Source organism: Ramlibacter paludis, assembly GCF_022012305.1.
Lineage (GTDB): Bacteria > Pseudomonadota > Gammaproteobacteria > Burkholderiales > Burkholderiaceae_C > Ramlibacter > Ramlibacter paludis.
This window is the reverse complement of the sequence record NZ_JAKLTM010000001.1, coordinates 15,182-34,521: the sequence shown is the minus strand read 5'-3', so window position 1 is coordinate 34,521 and position 19,340 is coordinate 15,182. Positions and strand designations below refer to the sequence as shown.

At 68.2% G+C, this 19,340-nt stretch carries 19 protein-coding genes; 7 read left to right on the top strand and 12 right to left on the bottom strand.

Features of this window, described 5'->3' with window-relative positions; translation table 11 throughout:
* Positions 1-16: 16 nt before the first annotated feature.
* From LZ009_RS00170 to LZ009_RS00140, 7 genes are read left to right on the top strand one after another with little or no spacing between them, the layout of a single operon-like run.
* Complete coding sequence (locus LZ009_RS00170; RefSeq protein WP_275695857.1) at positions 17-667, top strand: TetR/AcrR family transcriptional regulator; 651 nt, start codon at positions 17-19, stop codon at positions 665-667.
* A complete protein-coding gene (locus LZ009_RS00165; RefSeq protein ID WP_275695856.1) occupies positions 664-1,563 on the top strand; it encodes an SDR family oxidoreductase in 900 nt (299 codons plus the stop codon). Before LZ009_RS00170 ends, LZ009_RS00165 begins: the two co-directional genes overlap by 4 nt.
* A gap of 14 nt (positions 1,564-1,577) precedes the next feature.
* On the top strand, positions 1,578-3,137 hold the full coding sequence (locus LZ009_RS00160) for an acyl-CoA carboxylase subunit beta (RefSeq protein ID WP_275697083.1): 1,560 nt from the start codon (positions 1,578-1,580) through the stop codon (positions 3,135-3,137).
* Between the two features lie 13 nt (positions 3,138-3,150).
* Positions 3,151-4,326 (top strand): acyl-CoA dehydrogenase family protein, encoded by a 1,176-nt coding sequence (locus LZ009_RS00155; protein WP_275695855.1) that lies wholly within the window; start codon positions 3,151-3,153, stop codon positions 4,324-4,326.
* A gap of 8 nt (positions 4,327-4,334) precedes the next feature.
* The gene (locus tag LZ009_RS00150; RefSeq protein ID WP_275697082.1) at positions 4,335-6,176 is read left to right on the top strand and encodes an acetyl/propionyl/methylcrotonyl-CoA carboxylase subunit alpha; all 1,842 of its coding nucleotides are present in this window, start codon (positions 4,335-4,337) and stop codon (positions 6,174-6,176) included.
* Positions 6,173-7,369, top strand: a complete 1,197-nt coding sequence (locus tag LZ009_RS00145; protein ID WP_275695854.1) for an acyl-CoA dehydrogenase family protein — start codon at positions 6,173-6,175, stop codon at positions 7,367-7,369. Before LZ009_RS00150 ends, LZ009_RS00145 begins: the two co-directional genes overlap by 4 nt.
* Complete coding sequence (locus tag LZ009_RS00140) at positions 7,366-7,851, top strand: thioesterase family protein (RefSeq protein WP_275695853.1); 486 nt, start codon at positions 7,366-7,368, stop codon at positions 7,849-7,851. The genes LZ009_RS00145 and LZ009_RS00140 overlap by 4 nt, the downstream gene beginning before the upstream one ends.
* A gap of 69 nt (positions 7,852-7,920) precedes the next feature.
* On the opposite strand, the gene LZ009_RS00135 is transcribed toward LZ009_RS00140, so the two are convergent.
* The 12 genes from LZ009_RS00135 to LZ009_RS00080 form a co-directional block, all read right to left on the bottom strand.
* The gene (locus LZ009_RS00135) at positions 7,921-9,339 is read right to left on the bottom strand and encodes an amidohydrolase family protein (protein WP_275695852.1); all 1,419 of its coding nucleotides are present in this window, start codon (positions 9,337-9,339) and stop codon (positions 7,921-7,923) included.
* Positions 9,336-10,382 (bottom strand): aromatic ring-hydroxylating dioxygenase subunit alpha, encoded by a 1,047-nt coding sequence (locus LZ009_RS00130; RefSeq protein ID WP_275695851.1) that lies wholly within the window; start codon positions 10,380-10,382, stop codon positions 9,336-9,338. Before LZ009_RS00130 ends, LZ009_RS00135 begins: the two co-directional genes overlap by 4 nt.
* A complete protein-coding gene (locus LZ009_RS00125; RefSeq protein WP_275695850.1) occupies positions 10,376-11,425 on the bottom strand; it encodes an aromatic ring-hydroxylating dioxygenase subunit alpha in 1,050 nt (349 codons plus the stop codon). The genes LZ009_RS00130 and LZ009_RS00125 overlap by 7 nt, the downstream gene beginning before the upstream one ends.
* Positions 11,425-12,390 (bottom strand): ABC transporter substrate-binding protein, encoded by a 966-nt coding sequence (locus LZ009_RS00120; protein ID WP_275695849.1) that lies wholly within the window; start codon positions 12,388-12,390, stop codon positions 11,425-11,427. The genes LZ009_RS00125 and LZ009_RS00120 overlap by 1 nt, the downstream gene beginning before the upstream one ends.
* A gap of 188 nt (positions 12,391-12,578) precedes the next feature.
* On the bottom strand, positions 12,579-13,031 hold the full coding sequence (locus tag LZ009_RS00115; protein ID WP_275695848.1) for a RidA family protein: 453 nt from the start codon (positions 13,029-13,031) through the stop codon (positions 12,579-12,581).
* The gene (locus LZ009_RS00110; RefSeq protein ID WP_275695847.1) at positions 13,028-14,380 is read right to left on the bottom strand and encodes an FAD-binding oxidoreductase; all 1,353 of its coding nucleotides are present in this window, start codon (positions 14,378-14,380) and stop codon (positions 13,028-13,030) included. The genes LZ009_RS00115 and LZ009_RS00110 overlap by 4 nt, the downstream gene beginning before the upstream one ends.
* Position 14,381: 1 nt before the next feature.
* Positions 14,382-15,173: an ABC transporter permease gene (locus LZ009_RS00105; RefSeq protein WP_275695846.1), complete on the bottom strand. Its 792-nt coding sequence runs from the start codon at positions 15,171-15,173 to the stop codon at positions 14,382-14,384.
* Positions 15,170-15,985, bottom strand: a complete 816-nt coding sequence (locus LZ009_RS00100) for an ABC transporter ATP-binding protein (RefSeq protein ID WP_275695845.1) — start codon at positions 15,983-15,985, stop codon at positions 15,170-15,172. The genes LZ009_RS00105 and LZ009_RS00100 overlap by 4 nt, the downstream gene beginning before the upstream one ends.
* Positions 15,985-16,965 (bottom strand): ABC transporter substrate-binding protein, encoded by a 981-nt coding sequence (locus tag LZ009_RS00095; RefSeq protein ID WP_275695844.1) that lies wholly within the window; start codon positions 16,963-16,965, stop codon positions 15,985-15,987. Before LZ009_RS00095 ends, LZ009_RS00100 begins: the two co-directional genes overlap by 1 nt.
* A gap of 61 nt (positions 16,966-17,026) precedes the next feature.
* Positions 17,027-17,884, bottom strand: a complete 858-nt coding sequence (locus LZ009_RS00090) for a creatininase family protein (protein ID WP_275695843.1) — start codon at positions 17,882-17,884, stop codon at positions 17,027-17,029.
* A 10-nt stretch (positions 17,885-17,894) separates the two neighbouring features.
* Positions 17,895-18,482: an NAD(P)H-dependent oxidoreductase gene (locus LZ009_RS00085; RefSeq protein ID WP_275695842.1), complete on the bottom strand. Its 588-nt coding sequence runs from the start codon at positions 18,480-18,482 to the stop codon at positions 17,895-17,897.
* A gap of 223 nt (positions 18,483-18,705) precedes the next feature.
* Positions 18,706-19,332, bottom strand: coding sequence for a TetR/AcrR family transcriptional regulator (locus LZ009_RS00080; RefSeq protein ID WP_275695841.1), 627 nt, complete (start codon positions 19,330-19,332; stop codon positions 18,706-18,708).
* Between the last annotated feature and the right edge of the window lie 8 nt (positions 19,333-19,340).

Here is a 19,340-nt window from a genome sequence, read left to right as displayed (position 1 = left end):
TAACGTCGCGGTCCAAATGGACCTTGTGCCCGCCCGTTCCACCGCACCTGCCAAGCGCCCGCGCGGCCGCCCGCGCAAGACGGTCGACGAGCGCGACGACGGCAATCGCCGGCGCGCGCTGATCGTCGGCGCGGCGAAGCTGTTCCGGCGCAAGGGCTTCGCCGCCACCAGTACCCGCGACATCGCCGCCGCCGCCGGCATGCAGAGCGGCTCGCCCTTCTATCACTTCAAGAGCAAGCAGGCGCTGCTGTTCGCCGTGATGGAAGAGGGCATGCGTTCGGCGCTGGAGCGCCAGGCGCGCGTGCTGGAAAGCTCGGGCGCGGCCGAACCGGCGCAGGCGCTGCGGGTGCTCGTGCGGAATCACTTCGAGGTGCTGCTCGGCGCCGGCAGCGACTTCATTCCCGTGATGCTGTACGAGGCGCGCTCGATCACGCCGCGCCAGCGCACGTCGCTGGCCGCCTTGCAGGGCGCCTACGAAGCGCCCTGGGTGCCGGTGCTTGAAGCGCTGCATGCCGCGGGCCGGCTGAAGGCGGAAGTCAAGTTGGCCCGCCTGCTGATCTTCGGCGCCCTCAACTGGTCGGCCCAGTGGTTCGACAGCCGCAAGGGCGCCTCGCTGGACGAATTGACTGCGGCCGCCATGGGCCTTTTCATCGGGGAAACCGCATGAACGACAAGCACAAGGGCTATCGCTCCGTCTTCCATTCCGGGCTCTTCCAGGGCCAGGTGGTGCTGGTCACCGGGGGCGGCTCCGGCATAGGGCGCTGCACCGCGCACGAACTCGCGGCGCTGGGCGCGCACGTGGTGCTGCTGGGACGCAAGCTGGACAAGCTGCAGCACGTCGCCAGCGAGATCGTCGCCGACGGCGGCCGCTGCGCCTTCCATGCCTGCGACATCCGCAGCGAGCTGCAGGTGCAGGACGTGGTCCAGGCGATCGTGGTGGCGCATGGGCGCATCCACGGCCTGGTGAACAACGCCGGCGGCCAGTACATCACGCCGCTGGAAGACATCAGTGCCAAGGGCTGGGATGCCGTCGTGGCGACCAACCTCACCGGCGGCTTCCTGGTGGCGCGCGAGTGCTACAAGCAGTCCATGCAGGCGCATGGCGGCGCGATCGTCAACATCGTGGCCGACATCTGGGGCTCGATGCCCGGCATGGCGCACAGCGGCGCGGCGCGGGCGGGCATGGTGAGCTTCACCGAAACGGCGGCGCTGGAGTGGGCCAAGAGCGGCGTGCGCGTGAACGCCGTGGCGCCCGGCTACATCGCGTCGAGCGGCATGGACCACTACCCGCCGGAAGCGGGTGCGATGCTGCGCGACATGCGCGCGACGGTTCCAGCCGGGCGCTTCGGCACCGAAGCCGAAACCTCGGCGGGCATCGTCTTCCTGCTCAGCCCGGCGGCGTCCTTCATCAGCGGCAGCGTGTTGCGCATCGACGGCGCGCGCCCGCAGGTGCGCCTCGGCTGGGGCCACGTCGCGGCGGCGCCCGAGGCGCAGCAGCGCGATGCGGTCAAGCCCTTCGACGGCTTCCATCGCTACGAGGCGCCCAAGGTGCTGCAGTCGTGAGCCGTGCAGAGGCGATGCGCGAGCGGGTCGCGCAGCTGCGCGCGCTGGAACAGCGGGCGGCCGACAAGTCGGCCGAGGCGCGCGCCGTGTTCGAGCGGCGCGGGCAGTTGCTGCCGCGCGAACGCGTGGGCCTGCTGCTGGACGCGGGCGCGCCCTTCCTGCCCTTGTGTTCGCTGGCCGGCTACCTGCAGGACAGCAAGGACCCGGCGGCGTCGGTGCCGGGCGGCGGGATGATTGCCGGCATCGGATTCGTCGGCGGCGTGCGTTGCATGGTGGTGGCGAGCGACTCGGGCATTGATGCCGGCGCGATCCAGGCCATGGGGCTGGAGAAGATCCTGCGCGTGCAGGAACTGGCGCTGCAGAACAAGCTGCCTTTCATCCACCTGGTCGAAAGCGCAGGCGCCAATCTCCTGCGCTATCGCGTGGAAGGGTTCGTGCAGGGCGGGGCGTTGTTCCGCAACCTGGCACGCCTGTCGGCCGCGGGCATTCCGGTGATCACCGTGCAGCACGGGTCGGGGACGGCCGGTGGTGCGTACATGCCGGGGCTGAGCGACGTGGTGATCATGGTGCGGGGCCGCTCGCGCGCGTTCCTCGCTGGGCCGCCGCTGTTGATGGCGGCGACGGGCGAGGTGGCGACGGAGGAGGAGCTCGGCGGGGCGGAGATGCACACGAGCGTGTCCGGGCTGGGGGAGTACCTCGCCGAGGACGATCGGCAGGCGCTTGGCATCGCGCGGGATGTCGTTGCACGCCTCGCGCGCGACGGCAGCGCTCCCACCCCAGCCCTGCCCCAGGGGGGGAGGGAGCAAGAGCAGCGGGACGAACTGCTCGGAATCATGCCCGCCAATCTTCGCGAGCCGGTCGACATGCGTGAGGTGATCACGCGGCTCGTCGACGACCAATCGCTGCTGGAATTCAAGCCCCTCTACGGCGCAGCCACCGTGTGCGCGCAAGGCCGCATCGGCGGCCACGCGGTCGGCTTCATCACCAACAACGGTCCGATCGACGTCGCCGGCGCCAACAAGGCGACACATTTCATCCAGTGGATGTGCCAGCTGGGCCACCCCATCGTCTACCTGCAGAACACCACCGGCTACATGGTCGGCAAGGAAAGCGAGCAGGGCGGGATGATCAAGCATGGCAGCAAGATGATCCAGGCCGTGACCAACGCCACGGTGCCGCAGCTCACCATCCAGTGCGGCGCCTCCTTCGGCGCCGGCAACTACGGCATGTGCGGGCGCGGCTACGCGCCGCGCTTCCTCTTCAGCTGGCCGAGCGCGAAGACCGCGGTGATGGGCGGCGAGCAGGCGGCGCGCACGATGCAGATCGTCACCGAGGCGGCGCTGGCGCGCAAAGGCATCGCGCCCGACGCGGCGCAGTCGCAGGCGCAATTCGACAAGATCGTCGCGCTGTTCGAGGCGCAGGCCGATGCCTTCTACACCTCGGGCCTGCTGCTGGACGACGGCGTGATCGACCCGCGCGACACCCGTTCGGTGCTGGCGTTCTGCCTGGACACCATCGCCGAGGCGGAAGCGAAGGACCTGCGACCGCTGCAGTTCGGCGTCGCGCGCATGTGAGGAGACGGAGCCCATGGACTACAGCCACGAACACCTCGAGATCCAGAAGACGCTGAAACGCTTCATAGCCGAGGAGATCAATCCCCACGTCGAGGAGTGGGAGGAGGCCGAGATCTTTCCCGCGCACCAGGTCTTCAAGCGCCTGGGCCAGCTGGGGCTGCTCGGGCTGTGCAAGCCGGAGGAGCACGGCGGCGCAGGCCTCGACTACTCGTACTCGATGGCGATGGCCGAAGCGCTCGGCCACATCGAGTGCGGCGGCGTGCCCATGGCCATCGGCGTGCAGACCGACATGGCCACGCCGGCGCTGGCGCGCTTCGGCAGCGAGGAGCTGAAGCGCGAGTTCCTGGCGCCGGCCATCGCGGGTGACGCCGTGGCCTGCATCGGCGTGAGCGAGCCGGGTGCGGGCAGCGACGTCTCCGGCATCAAGAGCCGCGCCCGCAAGGACGGTGACGACTACGTGATCAGCGGCCAGAAGATGTGGATCACCAACAGCCTGCAGGCCGACTGGATGTGCATGCTGGTGAACACCGGCGAAGGTCCCGTGCACAGGAACAAGTCGCTGGTGATCGTGCCCATGCGCGAGAACGGCAAGCTGCGCCCCGGCATCGAGGTGGCGCGCAAGATCCGCAAGATCGGCATGAACAGCAGCGACACCGGCCTGATCTACTTCGACGAAGTGCGGGTGCCGCAACGGTATCGCATCGGCGCCGAAGGCCAGGGCTTCATCTATCAGATGCAGCAGTTCCAGGAGGAGCGCCTGTGGGCCGCGGCGAGCTGCCTGCAGTCGCTCACCAACTGCATTCAATGGACGATCGACTGGGCGCAGGAGCGCAAGCTGTTCGGCGCCGCGCTGGCCGATCAGCAGTGGGTGCAGTTCAAGCTGGCCGAATGCAAGACCGAGGTGGAGGCGCTGCGGGCGCTGACCTACCGCGCCTGCGACCTCTACGTGCAGGGCCAGGACGTGCTCGAACTCGCCTCGATGGCCAAGCTGAAGGCGGGCCGCCTGAACCGCACGGTGCCGGACACCTGCCTGCAGTTCTGGGGCGGCATGGGCTTCACCTGGGAGAACAAGGTGGCACGCATGTTCCGGGACGGCCGCCTGGCTTCGATCGGCGGCGGCGCCGACGAGGTGATGCTGCAGATCCTGGCCCGGCTGATGGGCGTAGCCAAGCGGCCGGCGAAGGAATGAGCTTGCAGATCCGCCGCCTGCTGGTTGCCAACCGCGGGGAGATCGCGCGCCGCGTGCTGCGCACCGCGCGCGCGATGGGCATCGCGACGGTGGCGGTGTACTCCGAGGCCGATGCGCAGGCGCTGCACGTGCGCGAAGCCGGGCGCTCCTACGGGCTGGGCGGCAATACGCCGGCCGAGTCCTACCTGCGCATCGACAAGCTGATTGCCGCGGCGCGGGCCAGCGGCGCCGACGCGGTGCATCCGGGCTACGGCTTCCTGAGCGAGAACGCCGACTTCGCGCAGGCGGTCGAGGATGCGGGGCTGCTGTGGATCGGACCGCCGGCCGGCGCCATCCGAACCTTGGGCAACAAATCGCGCGCCAAGGAACTGGCGCAGGCGCGGGGCATTCCCTGCCTGCCGGGTTACCAGGGCAAGGACCAGGGTGACGAGCGCCTGCTGGCGGCGGCGGGCGAGATCGGTTATCCGCTGATGGTGAAGGCTGCGGCGGGTGGTGGCGGGCGAGGCATGCGCCTCGTGATGGAAGCGACGGACTTGCCCGCTGCGCTGCGCAGCGCCCGGTCGGAAGCCGAGTCCGCTTTCGGTTCCGGCGAGCTGCTGTTGGAGCGCGCCCTGCTGCGTCCGCGCCATGTGGAGGTGCAGGTCTTCTGCGACATGCATGGCGGCGGCATCCACCTGGGCGAGCGCGATTGCTCGGTGCAGCGGCGGCACCAGAAGCTGATCGAGGAGTCGCCGAGTCCCGCGGTCGATGCGGCCTTGCGCGAGCGCATGGGCCAGTGCGCGGTGGAGCTGGCGCAGGCCGCGGGCTATGTCGGCGCGGGCACGGTCGAATTCCTGCTGGAAGGCCAGGACTTCTTCCTGATGGAAATGAATACGCGGCTGCAGGTGGAGCACCCGGTGACGGAGGCGCTCACCGGCTTCGACCTCGTCGAGTGGCAATTGCGCGTGGCCTGCGGCGAGGAACTGCCGCGGCGGCAGAAGGAAGTGCGCCTGAACGGCCATGCGATCGAAGTGCGCTTGTGCGCGGAGGACGAGGAGTTCCGGCCGCACACCGGCGTGGTGCGGCACTTCGGCGGGGAGCCGCCGCTGCGCTTCGACCACGCCATCGCCGAAGGCATGCGCGTCTCGCCCTATTACGACAGCATGCTCGGGAAACTCATTGCGCATGCGCCGACCCGCGCGCAGGCCCTGACGCAGCTCACGGCCGCTTTGGACGACCTGCGCGTGCTGGGGCTGCCGACGAATCGCCGCTTCCTCGCGGCCTGCCTGCGCCATCCGGTGTTCGCGCGCGGCGAGGCGCTGGTGCCCTTCCTGGCCGAACACGGCGAGGAACTGCGGCGCGAACTGCAGGACGAGAAGATCGGCTACGTGCCCGAGGCGGCCTGCGCGGCGCTGCTGCCGCAAGGCTCCGCCCCGTCGCTGGCCTCGCCCTTCGAGCGGCCGCTGCGCGTGCGCCATCGCGATGCGGTGCTGGACGTGCCCTTGCGTGAATCCGACGGCGTGCTGCCGTCGCAGGCCACGGTGGTGGAAACCGGGACCGGGCAGTGGCACGTGCAGGTCGGCGCGGTCGACCTGTTCGTCGCCGATGCATCTTTCGAGCCGCCCGAGGCGGATGGCGCGGGCGGCGGCGCGAGCGAGGTGCGCGCGCCCTTCAACGGGAAAGTGATCGCGGTGCAGGCCGGCGCCGGCAGCAGCGTGAAGAAAGGGGAAACCTTGCTGGTGATCGAATCGATGAAGCTGGAGCACGCGCTGGCCGCGCCGCGCGACGGCGTGGTGCAGAGCGTGCACGTGCAGCCGGGCCAGCAGGTGGCCACGGCGCGCGTTCTCCTGACGCTGGCGGCCGCGGCATGAACGACGACGACCTGGGCTTCGACCTGGCGACGCTGGCCAACAGCGTGCGCCGTTTCATGAACGACCGCGTGGTGCCGCATGTCGCGCAGTGGGAAGCGGTGGGCGAAGTGCCGCGCGAGCTGTACCGCGAGGCGGGGCAGCTGGGCATCCTCGGCATGGGTTATCCGGAGGAACTGGGCGGCGTGCCGGCGCCTTATGCGGTGCGCAATGCGTTGTCGGTCGCCATGGCGCGCTGGGGCGCGAGCGGCGGGGTGCTGGCCAGCCTGTTCTCGCACAACATCGCGCTGCCGCCGATCCTTCGGCACGGCAGCGAGGCCTTGCAGAAGGAAATCGTGCCGGGTGTGCTGCGCGGCGAGAAGATCGCGGCGCTGGCGATCACTGAGCCGGATGGCGGCTCGGACGTGGCCGCCCTGCGGACGCGCGCGCGCCGCGACGGCGACGACTACGTCGTCAGCGGCGAGAAGGTCTTCATCACGTCCGGCATGCGCGCCGACTGGATCACGGTGGCGGTGCGCACCGGCGAGCCCGGCACGAAAGGGATCTCGATGCTCGTCGTCCCGGGCGACAGCCAAGGCCTCTCGCGCACGCGCCTCGACAAGATGGGCTGGCTGTGCAGCGACACCGCGCAGCTGCGCTTCGACGAGGTGCGTGTGCCCGCGCGCTACCTGGTCGGCGAAGAGGGCGCCGGCTTCCGGATGATCATGGGCAACTTCAATGGCGAGCGACTGGCGATGTCGGCGCTGGCCCTGGGCTTCGCGCAGGCGTGTCACGACGAAGCCCTCGCCTGGGCCCGCGACCGCCACGCCTTCGGCGGCCCGCTGGTCGAGAAGCAGGTGATCCGCCACAAGCTGGTGGACATGCAGATGCGCATCTCTTCGACCGAAGCGTGGCTGCATCAGGTGACCGAGACCGCAGATCAAAATTGGGGTCAGAACCCAATTTCCCTCGAGAAATTGGGTTCTGACCCCAATTTCGTTGACCCCAACCTGGTGGCCCAGATCTGCATGCTGAAGAACCACGCCACGCAGGCGATGCAGTTCTGCGCCGACCAGGCGGTGCAGATCCTCGGCGGCATGGGCTACATGCGCGGGACCAGGAGCGAACGGATCTACCGGGAGGTGAAGGTGATGATGATCGGGGGCGGTGCGGAGGAGATCATGAAGGACCTGGCCGCGAGGCAGCTCGGGCTATGACGCGCCATCCGCCGCCGGTTCCCATCGAGTTCGAAGACGCGTTCGTCGCCGGACTCAAGGAGATCTTCGAGGACAAGATCCTGTTCAACCGCGTGCTGGGCCTGCGCATCACCAGCCTCAAGCCGGAGCGTGTGACCGGCCGCATCGCGATGAAGCCGGACCTGGTGGGCCACTACAGCTTCAACCGCATCCACGGCGGCGTGATCAGCGCCGGTCTCGACGCCATGGGCGGGCTGGCCGTGATGGCGGCCATCGGTGCCCGCCACATGGACGAAGCGCCGGGGCAAAGGCTGCAGCGCTTCGGCAAGCTCGGGACGATCGACCTGCGGATCGATTACCTGCGGCCAGGCATCGGCGAGGCGTTCGAGCTGCAGGCCGAGGTGCTGCGGCTCGGCTCGCGGGTGGCGAGCACGCGGATGGAGTTCATGGGGGCGGACGGGAAGCTGCTGGCGACGGGGGCGGCGGCTTACATCATTGCGTGACGTCATTCCCGCGAAGGCGGGAAGCCAGGGCGCCCTGGGTCCCCGCCTTCGCGGGGATGACCGGCAAGTTCAAAGCCGTGACAGGATGCCTTTGACCGCAGCCGCGCTCTTGCGTCCCAGCTCGATCACATCCAGCCCCGGCACCTTCCCATCGCGCACGACTTCCTTCCCCGCCACGAACATCCACCGCAGGTCCGCATTGCCGCCGCTCGCCACCGGCCCGATCGCCGGATCGTGCAGCCCGAAATAGCGCGGATCGCGGTCGAGGCCATAGATCGAGATGTCGGCCGCCTTGCCCGGCTCCAGCGTCCCTACCGCATCCAGCCCCAGCACAGCCGCACCGCCCGCGCTGCCCCAGCGCACGACGTCTTCCACGGTCGTCGCCGCCGCGTCGCCTTCGCCCTGGCCACCCCGGTACAAAGCGACCGCATCCTGTCCGCCCCGCGCCCGCTGCATCAACCAGGCCGCATGCGTCTCCGACAGCATGTCCGCCGCTTCGTTCGACGCCGCGCCGTCGACGCCGATCGACACCTTCGCGCCGGCCGCCTCCAGCTGGCGCACCGGTGCGATGCCGCTGCCCAGACGCCCGTTGCTTTGCGGGCAGTGCGCGATGCCGCTCTGCGTCTTGCCCAGCAAGGCGATCTCGTCTTCGTCCAGCTTCACCAGGTGCGCGAACCACACGTCCGGCCCCAGCCACTCGATCGATTCGCAGAACTGCACGGGCTTCATGCCGTGCTTGCCGTGCACGGCGTCGTGGTATTGCACGGTCTCCGACAGGTGCGAGTGCAGCCGCAGGCCGAGACGGCGCGCCTCCCGCGCGGTCTCGCGCATCTCCTCCGGCAGCATGGAGTGCGGCGGCGTGGTCGGCGCCATCACCACGCGCTGCATCGCGTCCGGCGCCGGATCGTGGAACTCGCGCGCGACGCGCTGCACGTCGCGCAGGAAGCCGTCCAGCGTCTCCGGTCGCGACTCCGGCCGCAGGTCACTGCTGGGCAAGCGTGACAGCGTGCCGCCGCCGCGGCACAGCACGAAGCGCAGCCCCAGCTTCGCCGCTTCCTCGAACAGGATGGCGCTGCCGTCGTAAGGCATGCCGGGAAAGTAGTGGTAGTTGTGATCGGCCACCGTGGCGCAGCCCGAAAGCGCCAGCTCCAGCAGGCCCACACGTGCCGACAGGCGGAAGTCCTCTTCGGTCATCAGCGGCCGCAGCCGCATCGGCGTGGCCAGCAGCCACGGCGACAGCGTCGCGTTCAGGCCTTCCGGATCGCCTTTCAGCAGCGACTGGAACAGGTGGTGGTGCGTATTGACCCAGGAGGGGTAGACCACGCATCCGCTCGCATCGACCTGGCGCTCGCCGGGCAACGGCGCCAGCGTGCCGATCCCGGTGATCTTGCCGGCGCGCACCCGAAGGTCGGAACCTCGTGCGCGAGCGGCATCGCCTTTCAAGCCGGTGAGGATGGCCGTGGCGTTGCGAATCAGGAAGTCGCTCATGCCGCCACCCCCGCGCGCGGCAGGGAACCGCGGTGCACTTCTTCCTCGCCGTGCGCCCGCAGCAGGTCCAGCAGCTGCTTGCGGATCACCAGCCCCGGCTTGTCCGAAGGCATGTGGAACTCCACCTTGCGCGTGGTGTCGATGCAGGCATCGGCATCGGTCGCCTCCAGAATGTCGCGATCTTCCGCCGTGATGGCGGCATCCCAGTCGATCAGCGACTGCGTGCTGCACGCCTGCTCGCTGTCGTTGCGGTACAGCCATTGCACCAGCATCATGCGGTCGTCGTCGATCGGCGTCGCGCAGTTGTAGATGATGTGGGCGATGCCGCTGGCCGGATAGGTGCAGCCGAAGCGGCGCGAGAAGGGCAGGTAGTAGCGGTTGACCAGGTGCCGGTGCGTGATCGGCTCGGTGGTGCCCGTGATCCGGTGGCTCTGCTCCGGGTTGCGGATCGGCACCAGCGTTTCGGCCTCGAAGCCGTAGTCGGTCTCGGTGAACTGGTAGGGCGCCGGCTTGGGCTGGTCGATCAGGCCGAAATTGCCCTTGTGCACGAAGGAGAAGTGCGAGTTGTCGAAGGAGTTCTCCATCATGCGCAGCGGCGAGGTCTTCCACTCCTCGTAGAACTGGAAGATGCGGCGAAAGCCCGGCTGGCCGTCCTCGGGGAAATGCGGGATGGGCCGCAGCGGATCGTCCAGCGCGACCCAGACGTAGCCGTACTTCTCCTGCGCGCGGTAAGCCGGCACGCGGGCATTGCCCGGGATCTGCGACTCGGGCTGCTGCGGGATCTTCACGCAGGCGCCGGTGCAGTCGTAGGTCCAGCCGTGGTAGCCGCAGACGATGTTGCCGTTCTCGACGTAGCCCTTGGAGAGCTTGGCGGTGCGGTGGCAGCAGCGGTCCCTGACGGCCGCGGGCGTGCCGTCGGCCTGTTTCCAGAGCACCAGGTCCTCGCCCATCAGGCGGAAGGGCTTGGGGCCCGCGTCCAGGTCGGACATGGGCATCAGCGCGTACCAGAAGCGGCGCAACACTTTCTGTTTCGTGGTCAGCATGCGGCGTTCTCCCGCACGGGCTGGATGCGGGTCCAGCCGTGCACTTCGGTTTCTCCGTGTTCCTTCAGCAGCGCCAGCAGGCGCTTGCGCATCAGCATGCCGGGGCGGTCGCTGGCCATGCCTTGTTCGTCGCGGCGGCCGACGTCCACCGGCGCATCGGGATCCACCGATTCGAGGATCACCTTGTCTTCCAGCACCACGCGGGTGTCCCAGTCGTTCAGGAGTTCGGCGGGACAGTCTTCTTCCGTGTCGTTGCGGTACAGCCACTGGATCACCTGGATGTGCTCGTCGTCGATCGGCGTCGCGCAGGTGAAGATGGTGTGGCGGATGCCGCTCGGGTAGGCCAGCCCCAGCTTGCGCAGGAAGGGCAGGTGCCACTGGTTGGAGAAGCTGCGCGTCGTCACTGGGTCGGTGGTGCCGGTGATGCGGTGCGAGACGGGCGGGTTGTTGATCTTCACCACCACGCGCGCCTCGAAGCCGTAGTCCGTCTCGTCCAGCGCGAAGTGCTCCGGCTTGTGCTGGTCGCCCTGGCCGAAGGTGCCCTTGTGCACGAAGGCGAAGTGGGCGGTGTCGAAGGAGTTCTCCATCAGCCGCAGCGCGCCGGTCTTCCACGTTTCGTCGAACTGGTGGATGCGGCGGTAGCCGAGCGATTCCTCCTCCGCCTCCAGCAGCGGCATCAGCGGGTCGTCCAGCGCGACCCAGGCGTACCCGAAGCGCTCGGCGCAGTGGTAGGCCGGCACCTTGGCGCCGGCGGGAATCTGCATGTCGGGCGCCTGCGGGATCTTCACGCAGGCGCCGCTGCAGTCGTAGGTCCAGCCGTGGTAGCCGCAAACGATGTTGCCGTCCTGCACGAAGCCCTTGGACAGCTTCGCGGTGCGGTGGCAGCAGCGGTCGCGCACGGCGGCGGGCGTGCCGTCGGCCTTCTTCCACAGCACGATGTTCTCGCCCAGCAGCGTGAAGGGCTGCGGGCCGGCGTCCAGCTTCGCCATGGGCATCACGGCGTACCAGAAGCGGCGCAGCACGGGTTGGCGCGTGACCAGCATCAGGGCATCACCTTCACGTCCTTGACGAACTGGAGGGTGTAGGCGTCCTTCCAGTTGGCGAGCGGCTTGATCTGTTCGCTGGCCAGCATGAACTCGTAGGTCCTGGCCCAGCGCGCATCCGTCATGATGCCGGCGCCCAGCTTCGCGGCGTCGCCGCCGTCGAAGAACTTCAGCTCCTTCATCTTCCTGTGGGCGAAGGCCAGCGTGCCGTCGTCCATCTTCGGGTTGTCCTGCTTGATCAGGGCGTTGCCCGCGGCGGGGTTGTCGAGGTAGCTCTTCCAGCCTTCCAGCGTGGCCTTGACGAAGCGCTGCACCATGTCCGGCTTGTCCTTGGCCGTCTTCTGCAGCGTGACGATGGTGTTGCCGTAGGGCGGGTAGCCCTCGTCGGCGAACAGGAAGAACTTGACCTTCTGGCCGGCCTGCTCCGCGGTGTAGGGCTCCGAGCCCGGGTAGCCTTGCTGCGCCATCGTCTTGTCGTTGAAGAAGGGCTGCATGTTCGACGTGTAGGGGCGCGTCTGTTCGTCCGTGAAACCGTACTTGGCCTTCAGCCAAGGCCACCAGGAGGTGCGGCCGCTGGTGGCGACCAGGATGGTGCGGGTCTTGAGGTCGGCCAGCGTGTTGACATCGGTGTGGGTCACCATGCCTTGCGGTTCCTTCTGGAACACGGCGCCCACGGTGGTGAGCGGCACGCCCTGGCTGAGCGCGGTCAGCGTCTGCAGGTCCTTGCCCATCATGAAGTCGGCTTGCCCGGCGGCCAGCAGCTGCACCGCGTTGACCTGCGGACCGCCCATCTTGATGGTGACGTCCAGGCCGTACTTCTTGTAGGTGCCGTTGGCGATCGCCTGGTAGTAGCCGCCGTGTTCGGCCTGGGCGTACCAGGAGGTGAGGAAGGTGACCTTGTCCTGGGCGTGGGCCAGGGTGGCCGCGGCGGCCAGGGTGAGGGCGGTGAGGGCAGGTTTGAGCATGGTTGGATCTCCGGTGGGGGTGGAAATCAGAGCAATGACCCATGGCTCTCGCCACTGCCAGCTTCTACTCTGCGGTCTGGGGTCATCCCCGCGCAGGCGGGGATCCAGGGCTTCCGCGTTGGCTGCCGGCTGCGCCGGCACTTCGGGACGCTCTGGATTCCCGCCTTCGCGGGAATGACACGTGTTGGCTATTTCAAGTGGATCGTGGCCTCCACCTCGATCAGGCAGGCATCACCAGGCATGAACCGTGCCACTTCGACGACGGTGCTGGCCGGGGGCTGCGCGGGATAGAACAGGCCGCGCACGCGGTTGTAGAAAGGGTAGTGGCGCAGGTCGCGGAAGTACTGCACCAGCTTGATGGCGTCTTCCATCCGCGCGCCGTGTTCGGCGGCGATCTGGCGGATGCGTTCCAGCACGAACCAGCTTTGCGCGACCGCCGGGGCCTCGTAGAGGTCGACGGTCATCTGGCCGGTGTCGTAGCCGATGGAGCGCAGCTGCTCGCGCGCCTGCGCCGGCAGGTCCTCGTAGGACGCCACGATGGCCTTGCGCGCGGGGTCGACCGCCACCACGCCGCTGACGAACACGAAGTCGCCGGCGCGCCGCGCGGACGCGTAGTTCGCCATCGGCGTGCCCATGCTCATGACCAGGCCCGCACCTTGCCGGGGTTCAGCAGGTTCAAGGGGTCGAAGCGCTGCTTCACCTCCTGGATGGCTTGCGAGAGCGCGCCACCCGCCTTGCCGTCTTCCACGATGAAGACGTGCGGGTCGTTGATGCGCACGCCGTTGTCGCGGTAGGTCTGCATGATCTCCTGCAGCCGCTCCTCGGTCGTGAACTGCACGATCTGCAGCGCCGTGCAGGTCACCACGCCGTCGAGGTTGCGGATGAACTCGGCATGCATCTGCACTTCCGGGCTCAGCAACTTGTCCATGCGCCGCACCTGCTCCAGGTGCTGGCCCGGCACGAAGGCGCTTTGCAGGTAGGTGATGTTCTTGTCCACCTTGAACGCGGCCAGGGTGGTGTGGTTCCAGGTGTATTCCAGCAGCGTGCGGTGGGTGCGCGCGATTTCCTCGGCGCTCTTGCTGTAGGTGACTTCGCCGCGCCACTGCGCCGCCAGCTCGCGCACGGCCGGCTCGCTGGACGGCGCGATGGCCAGGATCATCGCGTGGCAGCCGGGCGGCAGTTCGGCCGCATGCTGCTTCAGGTAGGCGGGCACGGGGTGCGCCAGCAGCCCGACCTCGCGCTTGACGATGCCGGGTGCCGAAGCGACGGCCTGGCCGAAGTCCAGCGCGTCGTCCAGCGTGGAGAACACGACGAAGTGCTCCTGCCAGTCGTAGGCGGGGGCGAGCGCCAGTTCGATCTCCAGCACCAGACCGTTGGTGCCCCACAGGTGGTGCATCAGCAGCGCTTCGGGCCCGCGCAGCTCGACGATCTCCGGCTCCTCGGCGACCGTGATGGCCTTGATGCCCAGCACGTTGCCGCGGGCGGCCAGCGGCCCGTAGTTGATCGAGCCGATGCCGCCGAAGCCGCCGCCGAAGAGGCCGCCCAGCGTGGCGCTGCGGTAGGTGCTGGGCATGCAGCGCAGCTCCATGTTGCAGGCGGCGCGCGTCTTGGTCTCCAGCTCGAACAGACGGATGCCGGCCTGCGCGCGGGCGGCGCCGTCGCGCGCCCACAGGAACTGGTTGTAGCCGCTCATGTCCAGCACCACGCCGCCCTGCAGGGGCACGGACTGGCCGTAGTTGCCGGTGCCGCTGCCGCGGATGGTGATGGGGATGCGCAGCTTCGCGCACAGGGAGACCAGGCGCTTGATCTCGTCCTCGTTGCGCGGCCGCACGACGGCGTCGGCGCTCTTGCCCGCCAGCTGGCGCTTGAGCACCGGGCTGAACCAGGAGAAGTCCTGCGACAGGCGCGCGATGCGCGAGCCGTCCGTGACCCAGTCCAGGTCCGGCAGTGCGACGTGCAGTTGTTCGATGGGATGGATCGGTGCGTTCATGTCAGTCGCGGGAGAGTTCGCTGGCATGCCAGGAACCGAGGGCCAGTTTCGAGAGCCATGCCATGAGCACGAACAGGGCCACGCCGGTCAGCGAGATCAGCAGCAGCGCGGCGAACATGCGCGGGATGTTCAGCTGGTAGCCGGCAAAGAGGATCTGGTAGGCCAGGCCGGTGCTGTTGCCGCCGGTGCCGGCGACGAACTCCGCCACCACCGCGCCGATCAGCGCCAGGCCGCTGGAGATGCGCAGGCCGCCGAAGAAGTAGGGCAGCGCGCTCGGAATCCGCAGGCGCAGCAGGGTCTGGGCGCGGTTGGCCCGGTTCATCGCGAAGTAGCTTTGCAGGTCGGGGTCGATGCTGCGCAGCCCCAGCGTGGTGTTGCTGATGATGGGGAACAGGGCCACCAGGGCGGCGCAGATCACCAGCGAGGCGGTCGGGTTCTTGACCCAGATGATGATCAGCGGCGCGACCGCCACGATCGGCGTCACCTGCAGCAGCACGGCGTAGGGGAAGAGGGCGGTCTCGATCCGGCGGCTCTGCACGAACAGGAAGGAAATCAACACGCCCAGCACCACTGCGACCAGGAAGGACAGCAGCGTGATCTTCAGCGTGAACAGCAGCGAGCCGCCCAGCGTCTGCCAGTCGGTCACCAGCGTCTGCAGCATCAGGATGGGCGAAGGCACCAGGTAGGGCGGCAGCTTGAGCCCGGTGACCAGGCCTTGCCAGGCGGTGAGCAGGACGAGCGCGACGAAGGCGGGATACACCACCTTCTGGTAATTGGCCTTGGCGAGCTTCACGGCAGCGCCTCCTCGTTTTCCTGGCTGGCGCGCAGCAGGCTGTCCTGCAGGCGCTTGGCGTACTGGGCGAAGCGCGGCGTCACCATGAAGTCGGGACTTCGCGGGTAAGGCTCGTCGATCACCACTTCCTCGACGATGCGGCCCGGGCGGGCGGCCATCATGATCACGCGGTTCGACAGGTAGACGGCCTCGTGGATCGAGTGGGTGACGAAGACCACCGTCAGCTTCTTGCTGCGCCACAGCTCCAGCAGGTCGGCATCGAGCTTGTGGCGGGTGATCTCGTCGAGCGCGCCGAAGGGCTCGTCCATCAAGAGAAGCTGCGGCTGCACCACGAGGCTGCGTGCGATGGACACGCGCATCTGCATGCCGCCCGACAGATTGCGCGGCAGCGCCTTGGCGAACTTCGCCAGGCCCACCAGCGCCAGGGCATCGGCAACGCGCGCATCGGCTTCCGCACGCGCCACGCCGGCCAGGTCCAGCGGCAGCCGCACGTTGGCGGCCACGCTGGCCCAGGGCATGAGCGTGGGCGACTGGAACACGAAGGCCATCTTCTTGCCCGCCTGTTCCAGCTGCTGCACCGGCTTGCGCCACAGCAGCAGGCGGCCGTCGGTGGGTTCCAGCAGGCCGGCCACCATCTTCAGCAGCGTGCTCTTGCCGCAGCCCGAGGGGCCCAGCAGCGTGACGAACTCGCCTTCGGGCACGGTGAGGTCCACCGGCTGCAGGGCGACCGTGCCGTTCGGGTAGGTCTTGTGCGCCGACAGGACTTCGATCGCCGGCGCGGCTTCCGCCAGCACGGCGGGCGGTTCGCGCATCACGGCATCACCTTCGCATCCTTGATGAAGGAGAAGTTGTAGGCGTCGGCGGGCGTCACCTTGCCGGCTTCGACCAGCTTGTTATCGAGCAGGAACTTGTAGTTGGCGGCAATACGCTTGTCGTCCATCATGCCGATGCCCAGCTTCACGGCGTCGCCGCCGGTAACCATGCCCATCTCCTTCAGCTTGGCCACGCTGTACGCGAGCTGTTCGTCGGTCATGTTGGGGTTGTCCTTCTTGATCAGCGCGTTGCCGGGCGCGGGATCGGCCAGGTAGCTCTTCCAGCCTTCCATCGATGCCTTGACGAAGGCGGCGACGGCGGCCTTGCGGTCCTTCACCGTGGCGTCCATGCAGGAGATGGTGGTGGCGTAGGAGGTCCAGCCCTTGTCGGCGAACAGGTGCGCCTTGGCCTTGACGCCGGCCTTCTGGATCGCGAAAGGCTCGCTGGTCAGGTAACCCTGCTGCACCGTGTTCTTCTCGGCCACGAAGGGCTGGATGTTGAAGGTGTAGGGGCGCGTCTGCGCGTCGGTGAAGCCGTACTTCTGCTTCAGCCAAAGCCAGTAGCCGCGCTGCGCGGAGGGCGCGATGAGGATGGTCTTGTCCTTCATCTGCTCGAAGCCGTCCACGTCTTCGTGCGAGATCAGCACCTGCGGGTCCTTCTGGAACACCGCGGCGACCGTGGTGATCGGCAGGCCGCCGGCGCGGGTGATCATCACCTGCAGGTCGCTGCTGCCCATGATGCAGTCGGCCTGGCCGGCGGCCATGAGCTGCATCACGTTGACTTGCGGGCCGCCCATCTTGATGGACACGTCGAGGCCGGCCTTCTTGTACAGGCCCGTGGCCACCGCCTGGTAGAAGCCGCCGTGCTCGGCCTGCGCGTACCAGTTGGTCATGTAGGTGAACTTTTCCTCGGCCTGGGCGGCGGAGCAGAGCGCCAGGGCAGCGGCAGCGAACAGGGTGCGGGAGAAGAGTTGCTTCATCGTTGGCTCCGGGAGGTGGATCGGTGGGAGTTCATTGCAAGTTGCGGGCCGCGGCGGCGCGTCAGCGCGTGCCGGCTTCGATGTGCCCGCGCTGGTGCACGTGGCCCCACGAAGGCACATCGCGCACCACCCATTGCATGCGGTACAGGTCGGTGATGGCGGTGACCCAGCTGTTGGAGAGCGTGTCGAGGATTTCCTCGCCCTGTTCCGGCGTGGCGCCGAAGGGATCGCCGATGACGCCGCTCGGTCCGAAGTCGCGCGCGGTCCAGGCGCAGGCGGGGCGGCCGTCCGGCGAGAGCAGCTTCGACGGGAACACCGGGGGGAAGTTGGCCACCGCGCGTTCCATGTGCACCGTCTCGGGCGCCAGCGCCATCATCAGCGCCGTCTCGGAGTGGCCGGCATGCATGGCGAGCTTCTTCTCCTGCTCGCTCACGTACTTGCCGGAGGCGTTCGGCAGGCGCGACACGTGGAAAGGGACGATCACGAAGTCGCCGTGCCGCAGGCGCAGTTCGCGCGCCGCCATCTCCAGCACCTGCGGCTGCCCACCGTGGCCATTGGCGAGCAGCAGCTTGCGGAAGCCCGCGCGGTACACCGACTCGCCGATCTCCTGCACCACGTTCAGCAGCGTGGGGCCGGTCAGCGTCATGGTGCCGGGGAAATGCAGGTGCTCGTCGGACTTGCCGTAGGTGATGGGCGCCAGACCGAAGGCGCGCACCTCGGCGGGCAGCTTCTCCAGCGCCTTGCCCAGCACGCCGGCAGAAATGACGCTGTCGACCGCGCAAGGCAGGTGCGGGCCGTGCTGCTCGATCGCGCCGACCGGCAACACGATCACCGTGTTCTCGCGGTCCGGCAGTGCGTCGATCTCGGTCCAGCTCAGGTAGGGCAGGAATCGGTGCGGGGGAATGTAGCCGTGCATCATCGGGAATCCTTCAGGCGAAGCGGGCCATGGCGGCGCCCACGCGTTGCTTGAACCGTGCCAGGCGCGGTTCGGTGGCCACGTTCATGTGGTAGTAGGCGTGGAAGTCGGCGCGGGCGCGGTTGCCCGTGAGGCGGCGCAGGTAGCGCGTGACGATCTTGCGCGGCGGGTCGCCCATGTACCAGGCCATCCAGCGCGGGCGGCCATAAGTGACGACCGCCGCGATGCGCCGGATGTGCGTGAGCATCGGCTTGACGTTGCCGGGGTCGCTGATGTCGAAGGCCACGCCCGGCATCAGCAGGCGGTCGAAGAAGCCTTTGAGCATCGCCGGGAGGCCGAAGCACCAGGTGGGAAAGCACAGCACGATGGCGTCGGCGCGGCGCAGGCGTTCCACGTAGCCCGCCAGCGGCGCCTGGTTGGCCGGCACCTGGTGGTAGCCGAGGCGCTCCGCGCGCGACATCACCGGGTCGAAGCCCTCCGCGTACAGGTCGCAGTCGTCGACCGTGTGGCCGGCTGCCTTCAGGCGGGCCAGCACCTCCTGGTGCAGCGCGGCGGCGAAGCTGGTCTCGACCGGGTGGCAGTAGACGACGAGGACGTGCATGGTGCGCGCGTCCTCAGGCATGCACCGGGTCGGCGCAGGGAAAGTCGGCGGGGCAGGCGAGGGTTTGCAATTTGACCAATCAATTTGATCGATTGGTCAGATTTAGCAAGGGGCGTGCCTGGCACACCTTGTCATCCCGGGCTTGACCCGGGATCCAGCGGCGGGGATCGACGACTTTCGGGGGATGGATTGCGGGTCGAGCCCGCAATGACAAGGCGTGCGGTTACTTGATCCCGCAGCCCCTCAGAACGAAAGCGGTCAGCTCCGCCACCAGCTTCTCGCGCTCCGGCATCCACCCCGGCTGGTTCGGCTTCTTCAGCTGCTGCACCTGCAGCGCGGAGTCGGCGTAGAACTGGGTCATGGCCCAGATGGAGAACAGCAGCGTGTGCGCGTCCACGGGCTGCATCAGGCCGCGCGCGATCCAGCCGTTGATGACGGCGACCTTCTCGCGCGTGTTCTTGCGCGAGTCGGGCCAGAACTGCTCCAGGTAGGGGCCGCCGTCCAGCACCTCGCGTGTGAAGATGCGCGAGATCTCCGGCTTGTCGAAGGCGAGCCGGATCTTGGAGGCGATGTAGTCGCCCAGCACCTGGGCCGGATCGGTCGAGGCGGCGTCGAAGATGCCCTTCCAGTCGGCCACCACCGACATCAGCAGCTCCTCGTAGAGTTCTTCCTTGCCCTCGATGTAATAGTGCAGCTGCGGCTTGGTGAGGCCCGCGCGTTCGGCGATGGCCTGCGTCGACGTGCCCTTCAGCCCGTTCTGGCTGAATTCGGCGATGGCTGCCTCGCGGATGGCCGCCAGCACGCGCTCGCGGTTCTGGCGCGCGGGCGCGCGCGGGGTCTCCGTCTTCATGGGCGCCA

Coding starts and splice junctions, on each gene's coding strand:
- LZ009_RS00085 (WP_275695842.1), bottom strand. CDS start 18,482: ATGCACGTCCTCGTCGTCTACTGCCACCCGGTCGAGACCAGCTTCGCC.
- LZ009_RS00145 (WP_275695854.1), top strand. CDS start 6,173: ATGAACGACGACGACCTGGGCTTCGACCTGGCGACGCTGGCCAACAGC.
- LZ009_RS00095 (WP_275695844.1), bottom strand. CDS start 16,965: ATGAAGCAACTCTTCTCCCGCACCCTGTTCGCTGCCGCTGCCCTGGCG.
- LZ009_RS00110 (WP_275695847.1), bottom strand. CDS start 14,380: ATGAACGCACCGATCCATCCCATCGAACAACTGCACGTCGCACTGCCG.
- LZ009_RS00130 (WP_275695851.1), bottom strand. CDS start 10,382: ATGCTGACCACGAAACAGAAAGTGTTGCGCCGCTTCTGGTACGCGCTG.
- LZ009_RS00140 (WP_275695853.1), top strand. CDS start 7,366: ATGACGCGCCATCCGCCGCCGGTTCCCATCGAGTTCGAAGACGCGTTC.
- LZ009_RS00080 (WP_275695841.1), bottom strand. CDS start 19,332: ATGAAGACGGAGACCCCGCGCGCGCCCGCGCGCCAGAACCGCGAGCGC.
- LZ009_RS00120 (WP_275695849.1), bottom strand. CDS start 12,390: ATGCTCAAACCTGCCCTCACCGCCCTCACCCTGGCCGCCGCGGCCACC.
- LZ009_RS00165 (WP_275695856.1), top strand. CDS start 664: ATGAACGACAAGCACAAGGGCTATCGCTCCGTCTTCCATTCCGGGCTC.
- LZ009_RS00170 (WP_275695857.1), top strand. CDS start 17: ATGGACCTTGTGCCCGCCCGTTCCACCGCACCTGCCAAGCGCCCGCGC.
- LZ009_RS00100 (WP_275695845.1), bottom strand. CDS start 15,985: ATGCGCGAACCGCCCGCCGTGCTGGCGGAAGCCGCGCCGGCGATCGAA.
- LZ009_RS00160 (WP_275697083.1), top strand. CDS start 1,578: ATGCGCGAGCGGGTCGCGCAGCTGCGCGCGCTGGAACAGCGGGCGGCC.
- LZ009_RS00155 (WP_275695855.1), top strand. CDS start 3,151: ATGGACTACAGCCACGAACACCTCGAGATCCAGAAGACGCTGAAACGC.
- LZ009_RS00125 (WP_275695850.1), bottom strand. CDS start 11,425: ATGCTGGTCACGCGCCAACCCGTGCTGCGCCGCTTCTGGTACGCCGTG.
- LZ009_RS00135 (WP_275695852.1), bottom strand. CDS start 9,339: ATGAGCGACTTCCTGATTCGCAACGCCACGGCCATCCTCACCGGCTTG.
- LZ009_RS00090 (WP_275695843.1), bottom strand. CDS start 17,884: ATGATGCACGGCTACATTCCCCCGCACCGATTCCTGCCCTACCTGAGC.
- LZ009_RS00115 (WP_275695848.1), bottom strand. CDS start 13,031: ATGAGCATGGGCACGCCGATGGCGAACTACGCGTCCGCGCGGCGCGCC.